This window comes from Psychrobium sp. 1_MG-2023 (assembly GCF_030689115.1).
Classification (GTDB): Bacteria; Pseudomonadota; Gammaproteobacteria; order Enterobacterales; family Psychrobiaceae; genus Psychrobium.
Window position 1 is genome coordinate 36,651 of sequence record NZ_JAUYVJ010000013.1, and the last position, 12,691, is coordinate 49,341.

Sequence of the window (12,691 nt, forward strand, 5' to 3'; positions counted from 1 at the left end):
TTGTCGTCTTAAAGTGCCCTATTTAGAGCCTCGAGAAAGCAACTTAATGACCTCGAATCGCATCGATAATTTTAGTGGTTGAACAACCATCTTCAAAGTTAAGTACTTTGACTTCACCACCGTTAGCCAAGACCTCTTCACCACCAGCAATCTCTTCAACCTTATAATCGCCGCCCTTTACCAGTAGATTTGGTAAAATCTCGCTGATCAAACGCTGCGGTGTGTCTTCACTAAAAGGCACAACCCAATCAACGGCACCAAGACCAGCTAACACAGCCATACGGCGATCGGTTGGGTTCACTGGGCGACCTTCACCTTTTAAGCGTTTGACCGACGCATCATCATTCACCGCGACAATTAAACGATCGCCAAGTCCACCAGCATGGCCAAGATAAGACACGTGACCGGCATGTAGAATATCGAAACAACCATTCGTTAGAACGACTTTCTCCCCTCGCGCCTGTGCTGCTGCAACTGCGATTTTTAATTGCTGCTCTGAAATCACGCCAAAACCGACTTCAGGGTGAGTTTTCGATAGCTCGTTGGCTAACTCGATGGTACTTACCGTTGAAGTGCCAAGTTTACCAACGACAACACCAGCACCAATATTCGCTAATGCACAAGCAGTTTCAATATCGGCACCAGCAGCAACACTACTCGCTAGCACAGAGATAACAGTATCGCCGGCACCAGTGACATCGTAAACTTCACGCGCCATTGCTGGAAAGTGTAATTCTTGTTGATCCTTACGTAACAGTGTCATCCCGTGTTCTGAACGAGTGACTAACAACGCTTGTAAATCCAAGCGTTCCATCAGAGCTTGACCCTTTTCGACAATTTCAGCTTCACTGTGACATTGACCGACGACCGCTTCAAATTCACTCATATTCGGTGTTAAGAGCGTGGCTCCACGATATTGGCTAAAATCAGTTCCTTTCGGATCAATAAACACAGGGGTTTGCTGGGTCTTACACAGAGCAATCATTGACTCAACCTCGTGTAACGCTCCTTTGGCATAATCAGATAAGATAACCACATTGGCGTTACTTAAACCCGCTGCAAGTTTATCTAATAAAGGGGCATGTTGTACTTGTGCAGCGTCTTCTTCAAAATCCAAACGAATTAACTGTTGATTACGGCTAATAACACGCAATTTAGTAATCGTTGGAATGTCAGATTGTTGATAAAAATCTGGCTTGACCGATAAGGCTTTCATTTGCTCGGTTAAAATAGACCCCGCTTCATCGTCGCCGGTGATCCCAATAATGGTACATTGACTACCCAGTGCAGCAATATTTAATGCAACGTTAGCAGCGCCACCAGGTCTGTCTTCAATCTGTTCAACCTTAACCACAGGAACCGGGGCCTCAGGTGAGATACGCCCAGTAGGCCCATGCCAATAGCGATCGAGCATCAGATCGCCTAAAACTAATACGTTGGCTTGTTCAAATGGTGGCAAGGCTAGAGTCATTTTATAATTCCTTTGAAAATTTCAATAAATTGTATCATGTTAAAGCGCTTTTTGCCGAGACATCCAAAGGTGATATCGGCTACAATATTCATCTAATAAAGAAATGTTTAGGATTTAATTTTGCAAAAGCCTCCTTTTGAGATGAGTTTTCTCCATCCCCGCTATTGGCTATTATGGTTTGGTATCGCTTTATTATGGCTAACCATTACCCTACTGCCTTATCGTACACTGATTAAACTCGGTGGTGCTATCGGTACTTTATTAATGCGCTTACTTAAAAAGCGTGCAAAAACAGCGGTGCGCAATCTCGAATTATGCTTTCCAGAGAAAAGCCAAAGTGAACGTGACCAGATCCTCGAAGGCCATGCCAAGTCAGTCGGTATCGCGCTATTTGAAACAGGTATGGCTTGGTGGTGGCCACAGTGGCGCATCAATAATTTAGTGACATTTACTGGCTTGGAGCACATCGAAGCGGCGCAAAAACAAGGCAAAGGCGTTTTATTATTTGCACTACATAGTTTTTGTCTAGAAATTGGTGGACGTTTATTCTCATCAAAAGCCCAGCTAACGGGAGTATATCGCCCTCACAACAACCCAGTGATGGAATACCTGCAAGTGTGTGGCCGCATGCGCTCAGCCAAATTAATCACTAAGCGTAATATCCGCGCAATGATTTCAGCACTCAATGATGGCGAATCTGTCTGGTACACTTCGGATCAAGATTTTGGTCGCAGTAAGGCAGTGTTTGTGCCATTTTTTGCCGTTGATACGGCTGCAACCGTAGTAGGAGCCTCAATCTTAACCAAAAACTCTGACTCGGTCGTACTACCTTACGTTATTGTTCGCAAAGATGACGGCAGTGGCTATCATATCTCACTAGAGGCGCCACTAGACAACTTCCCGAGTGGCGATGATGAGCAAGATGCTATCTACTCCAATAAGATTGTTGAGCAAGGCATTATGAAAGCCCCAGATCAATACATGTGGCTACATCGCCGCTTTAAAACTCGCCCGAATAAAAGTGACCCTTCACTGTATCGTTAACCCTTTTTGCTGACGCTCTGCTAACGCAGAGCGTTTTCTCACCATTAACATGGTGAGTCGCCTTACCCGCTTTATCATTAATCAAAAACCTTAATTTTAGTGTTGATTTCACTGTCCTTTACTTCAGTTACTTTTGTATAAATAAAGTACCAACAGTTAACACCTTGTAAACAAATTGTTGATTTGTTAAATATTTACCAGTATGTTAGCTCCCTGCTGAATAATTCAAGGATGAACTAATGATTCGTAAATCAATAATCGCTGCTGCATTGTCGCTCACATGCCTCTTACCTGCTACCGCTTATGCCAAAAGTACCCATGACTTAAAACCACAGTTCGATGTTGCCTATCAAAATTATAAAAAGGCAATCGCCTCAGATAGCGCCGAACAACAAATTAAGTTTGCTAAAGAGGCTTATGAACTCGGTGGCAAGATTTATAACAAAACAGGGACTGACTACGCCAACTTAGCCATTAATTTAGGTGCCGTTTATAATTCAAAAGAACAGTTCGCACAGGCGAATGAAGTATTACTGCCAATCCTAGCTATTTATGAGAATGAGTACCCGGCAGATGCCAAAGAATGGGTCGCACTGTATTTCGAGCTAGCTGACTCTATGCCGTGGGAAGAAAGAAAAAAGAAAGTCTCATATTTTCGAAAAGCGGTAAAAGTCGCCAAAAACTATAAAAAAGAAAGCCCTGTTTATTATGCTCAAATACAGCTGGAAGTAGGCATAAAGCTCCTGCATGTTCGTCCAAAAGACAGCAAAATGATTTTATCGGCCTTAGAAGTATTTCAAGAACATTTACAGCCGAACGATACCCGAGTAATTCGTGCTAACTTCCATGCAGGTAAGTACTACCAAACACGCAACCGAAAATCTAAAGCCATTTCTTACTTTGAGTCTAACCTACCAATCTTTGAAACATTAGAAGGCCCAACCCACCCTTATGAGCTCATGACTCGAGCATTTCTAATCCAAATGCTCGAAAGTAAAGGGGAAACGGATAAAGCAACCGAGCATTGCATTGCCATTGGTGCAATGAAGCCTTGGAGTGATGCACAGGAGCAAACGCCTTTATTTAGAACTAAGCCTCGTTTATCTAAAAAGATCGTTACAAGAGGAGCTAGCTATACGATTATCAAGTTCACTATCACAGAGTCAGGCATGGTTAAAAACCCAATAGTGACAGAGTCTGGTGGTAACAGTCGTTTTGATAAAGCTTCTATCGCTGCGGTTAAACGCTGGCGTTATGCACCAAAGTTTGAAAATGGCAAACCTGTTGCCGCTACAAGCCGAGTGAAAATATCTTTTGAGACGAGTTAAAGCTAACTAATTATCACCTAAGAGTTTAACGTTTTTATTAGGGGTTATCTATTCGCTATAAAAACGCTTGTCTATTCAATTAAGGAAATTATTTTGCCATTCGAATTCGATTCCACACTTGCCATGTTATTAATGCTGTTTGCTTTCACTTATGATCAACGGTCAAAAAAAGAAATGAAAGCAAAGAAGCTGCTTGAAGTACCTGATATCGGGGGGCTGACTCATTTATCAATCATATTTGGATTTCCCTTTATTTATTTTATCGCAGATTGGTTCCAACTGGGCTTAATCAATCAAGCTATGGTTGACGAGCTCATCAATCGATATTTCCATTACCCCATCTTTTTTGGCTCTTTACTGCTGATTTATTTAACTGAACGTATATACCGATCGTTAAAAAACCTAAAAAATAAGCGTCATTCGAATCAGAGTTCTGGGCTTAAATAGTATTAAGCCTATGACCATGTGTATTTTAAGGAGGCTTTATGCCATTTGAGTTTGAGCGAAGCTTAGTCGTAATGAGTTTGGTTTATGGCTACGTCAGTTATCACTTATTCAGACAAGCGCTACAGCAGAATAAATCGCTTACACAAGCAGTGTTAATTCACATGCTGCTTGTCTTCATGAGTCCTGTGACGAAACTTTTAATCGATACTGTGATGTTATTTAGCAATAGCATCAGTGCTTCAACCGAGTTATTCCCCCCATTTTACGCTGGCTTACTAAGCTCACTCTATTACTACCCAATCATCTTAGTCGTGATCCTGTGCTGTTATTTAGTACAGCGCCTGATGGGGTTATACAAAAATAGTCGTGATGAAAATAAAGGTTAGGGTCGACACGAATAATAATCGACGGGTGCAAGCGCTCATAAACTAAAAAACGACTCAAGCTAAATCAGCTTAGCTTGAGTCGTTAGTAGTAAGGCCACAGCCATGCAATATTTTATGCTGTTTTCACCACCATTTTTCCAACATCTACCGAGACAATCTCAACCTCAGCTCCTTTATCGATCGATGTCGTTGCTGTTACCTGCCACTCAACCCCTGAGTATTTTTGTGCAGCGTACTGCCCTGCAATAAGTTGTTGCGATAAAATAAACCGATTGCCAATCATGTCACTCGTGGGCTTTGATACCTCGACATGACTTTGCATCGCTTTAAGGGGCCGCCAACTGAAGATGGCGACTAAAGCGGAAATGACAGCGACGCTAAAACAAGCAAACACTAATTCACTTGGCACAATTCCGACTATAATCAAGCCGCCAGTAATGATTGCCCCCACACCAATAAATAATAAAAAGAAGGTTGAGAAGCCTAACACCAACACTTCAATGGCTAAAAGTAACAGCCCGATAACGATTAATGATTGAGCTAAATGTTCGATTAAATAGTCCATTATCTCTCCTTATTCAAGGTACTCATGATGGTTGTAGCCTGCGCAACAAGTGATGCCGCATCTGTCCCTGAGTCAGGCAGTAACACCACTGACGACTCTTTAGCAATTGCGGCTTTGGCGGTAATAGCTTGAGATGCCAAATCAAGCTGAATTGCTTTTTGACCATCAGGTGTGTTGGCTGCTTCACCAACACGGGTAATTGCTTCTGCACGCGCCTGAGCAACTGCCAGAATCGCTTGTGCCTCACCTTGGGCTTGTAACACCTGCTCTTCTTTTTCTGCTTCAGCTTTTAACACCACTGAACGTTTTTGACCTTCAGCAACATTAATAGCTGATTGACGATCACCCTCGGACTCAAGAATTTGTGCGCGTTTAACCCGCTCAGCTTTCATTTGAGCTTCCATCGCTTCCATCACGGTATTAGGTGGCACAATGTCTTTAATTTCATAACGCAATACTTGGATTCCCCATGGCGATGACGCTTCATTAATAGAAGCAACAATATGAGCATTGAGTTGGTCACGCTCTTCAAAGGTTTTATCCAGCTCCATTTTACCTAATTCACTACGCATCGTTGTTTGAGACAGTTGGGTTACGGCAAAGATGTAATCATCAACACCATAAGTCGCCTTATAAGGATCAAGTACACGGAAATAAAGTACTCCGTCAACGGTTAAAGAAATATTGTCACGAGTAATAGCACTCTGGCTAGGTACATCGATCGCTTGCTCTTTAAGCGAACGATCGGCGGCAATACGATCGATAAAAGGGATAATAAAGTTGAGACCCGCTTCACGAGTAGATTGGAATTTACCGAAGCGTTCAATCATGTAAGCACGATTTTGCGGTACAAAAATAATCGATGATTTTAAAATGACCACCACCAAGATAAATAGAAATACCTCAGCGGTAAATAGGTTTGAAAGTAAAGTATCCATAATTTTCCTTAATTAAATCTCAGTTGAGTAAACGTTATGACTAGACGCTTAAATATCCTTGCATGTTATGACTAATGACACACAACGTGTTTAAACATTAACCCATCAAGACATAATATGTCAAAGTGTAATACGCAAAAAAAAACCAATCGCAATTTGCAATTGGTTTTTCTCTCGCACCGATCTCTCGCTCTGCTTGCTGATAAAGTACAGCAAGGTGGCTTCTTTTATCGGTTTAACTAATCAACCAATTGATACTCGTTGCGTAATACCTCGATGATCTCAGCTTTCGGGTTATCCGATAACACAATCTTCTGCCCAGTCACACGCTCAGCAATGTCAATATACGTTTTTGACACATCCATTAACACACTTTCAGGTAGTTCGTTATCACGTGCTAATGCAAAACGCTCATCCATACGATCTTTGTTTAACAAAATATCTGGATCAGGGAAATGATTGAGTAATAATTGGCGGAAGCCTTCTTTAGAGTTTTCGACGATGTTACCAGCGCTGTACTGACTTTCATCCCAAATACGCGATGAGTCTGGAGTACCGACTTCATCCATATAAATTAGCTTTTCTTGACCACTGCCATCTGTTACATAGCCAAATTCAAATTTGGTATCGACAAATACTTGGCCCACTTTTTCCAATTCACCACTGATTAAGTTAAAGCCTTGCTTTAATAGCTCTTCATAGCGAGGGATATCATCTTGTTTGGTAAAGTTAAACGCTTGGTAGCTGTTTTCAATATCAGCACGAGTTATATTGACATCATCGACTTCAGGTACACCCGGAATACCGGTTAAAATACCTTTAGTCGAAGGTGTGATCAGTAACTCGGGTAATTTTTGATCTTTCGTTAAGCCATCAACTAAATTAATACCACAAAACTCTCGTTCACCTTTTTCGTAAGCACGCCACATCGAACCAGTAATATATTGACGACAAATTGCTTCAATCATAACTGGACGAGCTTTTTGTACAATCCATACAAATGGGTGCGGGATATCAAGAATATGGCTATCTGCTAGCCCATTTTCTTTAAATAACTTAAACCAGTGATTTGAAATCGCATTGAGTGCTGCACCTTTACCCGGCACACCATTCATTCCACCTTCGCCACGCCAAATACAATCAAATGCTGAAATACGGTCACTAATAACCATAATCGCTAGTGGTGCATCTGCGGCAACATCATAGCCTTTCTCTTTGATTAAACGCGCACTATCTTCAGCGGTCAGCCAGTATACTGAACGAACTTTACCACTGTGAACAGGGACGTTGGTGCGAATAGGCAGATCATCATTCACTGCCAATACTTTATCTGCAAGACTCATTGAGTGTTGTCCTGTATTGAATTATTCAACGATTTGAATAGGAATTAAACAAAATATATAACGATTAGATAGCGGATGTTAGCCCCGCTAAAGTTGCACAGGATAATAGCAGAAATGCCTTACCCTGCCAACGAATGTGATCTGAATCACGTACAATTTTGTCGCTAAATGCAAACGCTAACTTAATGCAGTAGCTTATTGCGATTGCTTAATTTTCTGTTCAAGCTGCAGCTGTCTCCGATCCATTAACTGCTGAACTTGTTTTGCATCATGTAGCGCCTGACTTGGCGAAGTGATAAATGCCCGATTCTCATTAACTAAATCATGGGGTTTCTCAACGTGTTGCTGACTCATTGGCGGTTCAAGCTTTGGCAACCTTGTGATCGCATCAGAGTCATAAGTAACCAACTCACTGTTTGAGTGAGGCTTATCAGAATAATGCCACTGCCCTTGCCCATCTTGCCAGCGGTACACGTGTTGCGTCTTACCCTTTGGCGCAGCAACTAACGACTCAACATGAGTCAATGCTGTATCGGTCAATTGCTCAGCTTTATTAAACAGACGGTTGTTAGCTAATGTCTCTTTATCTGGCGTAAAATCAGACCATGATAACCAAGGTTCACCGTTGGGTTGCTTAATAATAAATAACCCAGAGGCGGCTAATAAGCTGATCATAACAATAAAATAAACTAACCGATTTAACATCTAACACCCTTCTTTATCAATGTTCACGTAATTAAAGCAGCTTATAGCTGCTTTAATTGTTGAATTTTATGCTGAGAAAACCCACTGTACAACACTGGGATAACAAATAGCGTTAAGAAGGTCGACGTTAATAGTCCCCCAACAATCACACTCGCTAACGGCCGCTGTATTTCTGCGCCTATGCCCGTTGATAGTAACATCGGTATTAAACCCAGTGCCGACGTCAACGCAGTCATTAACACCGGACGCAAACGTGAGGTTGCGCCATTAAATATTGCCTCGGCACTACTAGTGCCAGCTTCAATTCGCTGATTAATGCTCTCTACCATCACCACCCCATTAAGCACAGCCACCCCGAATAGAGTAATAAAACCAATTGAGCTTGGCACTGATAAATACTGACCCGATAGATACAAAGAGAATACGCCACCAATGACAGCTAAGGGCACATTCACTAAAATCAACATTGCCTGCCCTACTGAGCCAAAGGCGAAGTAGAGTAATAAAGCAATCAATGCCAATGATAATGGTACCACAAGCGCTAACCGTTTTTGTGCCCGCTGTTGACTCTCGAATTGGCCACCAATCACCACGGAGTAACCCGCAGGTAACTCAACACGTTCAGCAATACGTTGCTTAATAGCTGCAACCACGGTGCCCATGTCGCTCCCCTGCACATTAGCTTGAATAACAACACGGCGCTGCACATCATCACGGCGAACTTGTGGTGGTCCCGATTGATAACTGACATGGGCGACATCCCCTAAACGCACCCAGGCGCCACTAGGAGATTGCATCCGAATATCGGCTATCGCCTCTAAATCAGAGCGATGTTTTGCAGCAAGACGAACAAAGATATCGTAACGCTCATTACCGTTAATCACCTGCCCGGCAGCGATACCACCAATGCCATTTTGCACCACATCCATTACATCGCCCACCGAGATACCAAAACGAGAAAGCTGCTTTCGATTTGGCGCGATAACGAGTTGTGCCTCACCCGATATTTGTTCTAGGGCAACATCACGCACACCATCAAGTTCTTTTACCGCATGCTCAATTTCCTGCCCTTTCGTTGCTAATACGGCTAACTCGGGCCCAAATAGCTTAATCGCGAGCTGCGCTTTCACCCCTGATAATAACTCATCGACTCGTGTTGCAATGGGTTGTGAGAAATTAAACAACAGGCCGGGATGCGCTTCTAATGCAATTTCCATTTTTTGCTGCAATTCAAATCGATTTGTCGCACTCGTCCATTGTGATACAGGTAATAAGCCGATATAAACTTCAATATTATTGACTGGTTCAGGATCCCCCCCAATTTCTGGGCGACCGACGCGACTTAATGCATATTTCACCTCAGGAAACGCCAACAACTTACGTTCAATAATTGGCGATACTGACAGCGCCGTTTCTAAGCTAGAGGATGGCGCTAAGGTAACACGTAAGTTTAATGTGCCCTCTTCTAATTCAGGAACAAACTCAGTGCCAATTTTCGGCAGTAAACTTAACGCAGAAATCACTAATATCACGGCTACGCCAAGTACCAACTTGGCGTGATTTAGCGCAGCAGCTAAACTGATTTTATATAATCTAATCAGTGGCTTTAACAAGAAGCTCTCACGCTCACTCACGCCATGCTTAAACAGATAAGTCGCGAGTGCAGGAACAACGAATAGCGCGGTGATAATCGCAGCAATAACGGCAAGAATAATACTCACAGCCATCGGTTGAAATAACTTCGCCTCAACCCCCTCAAAGCTAAATAACGGGGCAAAGACCACTAAGATAATCGACGCAGCAAAAAATACTGGCCGTGCAACACTTTGACCAGCCAATTTTACTTGCTGAGCCGAGCTTAGTCGGGACACTCCAGGGGTTGATTGCTGCCGATGAAGTTGTTTAATGATACTTTCAACCATCACCACAGAACCATCAACTAACATACCAATGGCCACAGCAATCCCGCCTAATGACATCAAATTGGCAGAAATGCCCCACCACGACATCACCATCAGTGCAATTGCAATTGAGATTGGGATCGAGACCAACACAAGTAACGTCGCGCGAAGATTCATTAAAAACAGCGCTAAGACAATACAGATGAAGATAAAGGCTAAAGCCAATGCGTCTACAACCGTGGTGACAGCCTTTGCGATCAAATCGCTTTGATCATAAAGTGGCTCAAAGCGGACACCTTGTGGTAATGCCTGCTCAATCATCGGTAAACGGGCGTTAATACCATCAATGGTCGCCTTGGTGTTTGATCCCATACGCTTTAGCACTATTCCCGAGACAACTTCACCTAAAGATTCAGCATTACCGTGTTCATCACGGCGAGTTAAAGTGACGGCCCCTTGTCTGATTTCACTGCCTAATTCGACTTTGGCTAAGTCTGAAACTGTTATGACTGCGCCCGACACCGTTTTAACCGGTACTTGCTTAATATCATCAATCCCAGCTTGGCCGCTCTTGAACCAACCCGTGCCGCGAATGACTAATTGCTCTTGGCCGCGGTTCATATACCAACCACCGACATTGGTATTATTACGTTCAAGCGCATTGACCACCGCATCTTGAGTTAATTGGTAGGCAAGCAACTTAGCTGGGTCAATATTGACTTGGTATTGACGTACTTGACCACCAAAAGATAACACATCCGTCACCCCATCCACTGGCATAATCAATAGCTTCACTATCCAGTCATTTAAGCTGCGCAAGCTCATTGCATCATATTGTGAGTCACCATCAGCAACCAACAGATATTGATAGACTTGCCCTAGTCCGGAGGTGTTAGGTCCCATCTCTGGTATACCGACCCCTTGTGGGATCAGCTCTTTGGCCGCTTGCAAGCGTTCGAACACCAGCTGACGGGCAAAGTAAATATCGGTGCCTTCTTTGAACACGACGGTCACACCGGATAAACCCGTTTTAGAAATCGATCGAACTTGTTCAACATCAGGCAGTGCATACATCACCGCTTCAATTGGGTAAGTTATTAATTGTTCGACTTCCTCCGCAGCAAGTCCGGGGGCTTCGGTGTTAACAGCCACTTGAACATTAGTAACATCAGGAAAAGCATCCAGATTTAATTTAGGAATGCTAATCACCGCCCCAACGAGAGTCACCACGAGTAAAATTAACACCAATAGTCGATTATTAACCGACCAGTCAATGATTCTATTAAACATCAGCCAGCCCCTTAATGGTTATGCGGATCGAATCCGCCTTTAGCAATTTCAGAGGCAATAAAAAACGCACCTTGCACCGCCACTTGCGCACCTGCTTTTACGCCACTAATTTCACGAAGTTGCCCCAATGAACGACCTAACTTCACTTCAACCGCATTAAACTCACCGGGATGGTCTTGCACAAAGACCGTCCAATCGCCATCAGCACTTCGAGCTAATGTCGACTCAGGCACCGCCATCACGGGTGTCAGCGTTGCAAACTTAAAATTAACATCGACAAACATCCCTGAATGTAATGAGTCGTCAAGATTTGCCACTGCGAGTCTAATAATACGGGTACGCGTTATTGGGTCGATAGTATGCGCTTCTTGAATAACCTTGCCTTGATAACGCTGATTATCAAACACAACCTCGACAGGCGTATCGACACTTAATTGAAACTTTTTGCTTGGGGAGACCTTAGCTTCGACCCATAAACTACTTTCATCAGCAAGTAACATCACGGTATCCCCAGCGGCTACTCGCTGCCCTTGAGTAAAGTCGTCTTTAAGCACCGCACCAGCGCGCTGTGCTATCAAGGTATATTGCCCCAGATTAATATCTTGATTATGACTTTGTTGCCTAGTGGTTTGAGTGATTTCCTTAATCGCTCGCTTTGTCATACCAAAGGCGATCAACCGACCATAAGCAGCGTTAAAAGCCGTCTTAGCCTTCACCATTTCACTATCACTAATAGTTTTTTTACCGAGGTGTTTCACCCGTTGCCATTCTGTGGCCGCAATCAAATAGTCTGCTTGAGCTTGTGCCACTGACTCACTAAATAACGTCACCAGCTTTTGTCCTTTGACAACATGTTCGCCAAGGGTGGCATGGCGGCTGATCACCACAGACTCTGTCCGAGGGGATACTACATAACTAGTGTAACCGTTGGCTTTAACCTCGCCCGGCGCATAAATAGTGCGGTAGAAAGTTTGAGGGGTGAGTGTCGACACCTTAATATTTGCAACACTCATTTGCAGTGCTGATAGCGAGATACCAGCATCTGGATGTGAGTCATGTTGCGATTGTGTAGCTGCAACAGTTGACGCAGCTTGGTTAGGTGCATGCGTGTGATCGTGGTCGTCGCCTTCATAATGAGAGCTTTGCTTTGCATTGTGCTGCTTATCAGTCTGAGCAAGCAATTGTGGTGCACTAAATATGCCTAAAACAAGTAATACGCTGGCTAAGCCAGCCGGAATAATAGATCGAAATTTCATAGACTTCCCCTGCTAAA

The 12,691-nt window shown here is 43.3% G+C and carries 11 protein-coding genes; 4 read left to right on the forward strand and 7 right to left on the reverse strand.

All coding sequences use genetic code 11. The features are described from left to right. Positions 1–43 precede the first annotated feature (43 nt). Entirely contained in the window at positions 44–1,471 is a 1,428-nt protein-coding gene (hldE, locus tag Q8W26_RS08700) for a bifunctional D-glycero-beta-D-manno-heptose-7-phosphate kinase/D-glycero-beta-D-manno-heptose 1-phosphate adenylyltransferase HldE (protein WP_101215215.1), read from the reverse strand. A 120-nt stretch (positions 1,472–1,591) separates the two neighbouring features. Between hldE and lpxL the strand changes: the two genes are divergently transcribed. The 4 genes from lpxL (at position 1,592) to Q8W26_RS08720 (ending at position 4,676) form a co-directional block, all read left to right on the forward strand. Beyond that, positions 1,592–2,515 (forward strand): LpxL/LpxP family Kdo(2)-lipid IV(A) lauroyl/palmitoleoyl acyltransferase, encoded by a 924-nt coding sequence (gene lpxL / locus Q8W26_RS08705; protein WP_305473117.1) that lies wholly within the window; start codon positions 1,592–1,594, stop codon positions 2,513–2,515. Between the two features lie 239 nt (positions 2,516–2,754). Further along, on the forward strand, positions 2,755–3,843 hold the full coding sequence (locus Q8W26_RS08710) for an energy transducer TonB (protein ID WP_305473119.1): 1,089 nt from the start codon (positions 2,755–2,757) through the stop codon (positions 3,841–3,843). Between the two features lie 93 nt (positions 3,844–3,936). Continuing rightward, entirely contained in the window at positions 3,937–4,290 is a 354-nt protein-coding gene (locus Q8W26_RS08715) for a hypothetical protein (protein ID WP_305473121.1), read from the forward strand. A gap of 38 nt (positions 4,291–4,328) precedes the next feature. Next, the gene (locus Q8W26_RS08720) at positions 4,329–4,676 is read left to right on the forward strand and encodes a hypothetical protein (protein ID WP_305473123.1); all 348 of its coding nucleotides are present in this window, start codon (positions 4,329–4,331) and stop codon (positions 4,674–4,676) included. Between the two features lie 112 nt (positions 4,677–4,788). On the opposite strand, the gene Q8W26_RS08725 is transcribed toward Q8W26_RS08720, so the two are convergent. The 6 genes from Q8W26_RS08725 to Q8W26_RS08750 form a co-directional block, all read right to left on the reverse strand. After that, positions 4,789–5,241 (reverse strand): NfeD family protein, encoded by a 453-nt coding sequence (locus Q8W26_RS08725; protein ID WP_101215211.1) that lies wholly within the window; start codon positions 5,239–5,241, stop codon positions 4,789–4,791. Continuing rightward, positions 5,241–6,179: a slipin family protein gene (locus tag Q8W26_RS08730; protein WP_101215210.1), complete on the reverse strand. Its 939-nt coding sequence runs from the start codon at positions 6,177–6,179 to the stop codon at positions 5,241–5,243. Before Q8W26_RS08730 ends, Q8W26_RS08725 begins: the two co-directional genes overlap by 1 nt. Before the next feature lie 239 nt (positions 6,180–6,418). After that, complete coding sequence (locus Q8W26_RS08735; protein ID WP_101215209.1) at positions 6,419–7,522, reverse strand: phosphoribosylaminoimidazolesuccinocarboxamide synthase; 1,104 nt, start codon at positions 7,520–7,522, stop codon at positions 6,419–6,421. A 195-nt stretch (positions 7,523–7,717) separates the two neighbouring features. Further along, complete coding sequence (locus Q8W26_RS08740) at positions 7,718–8,227, reverse strand: DUF4124 domain-containing protein (RefSeq protein WP_101215208.1); 510 nt, start codon at positions 8,225–8,227, stop codon at positions 7,718–7,720. 41 nt (positions 8,228–8,268) lie between these two features. Next, entirely contained in the window at positions 8,269–11,418 is a 3,150-nt protein-coding gene (locus tag Q8W26_RS08745) for an efflux RND transporter permease subunit (RefSeq protein WP_101215207.1), read from the reverse strand. A gap of 11 nt (positions 11,419–11,429) precedes the next feature. Beyond that, a complete protein-coding gene (locus tag Q8W26_RS08750) occupies positions 11,430–12,674 on the reverse strand; it encodes an efflux RND transporter periplasmic adaptor subunit (protein WP_101215206.1) in 1,245 nt (414 codons plus the stop codon). Positions 12,675–12,691 lie beyond the last annotated feature (17 nt).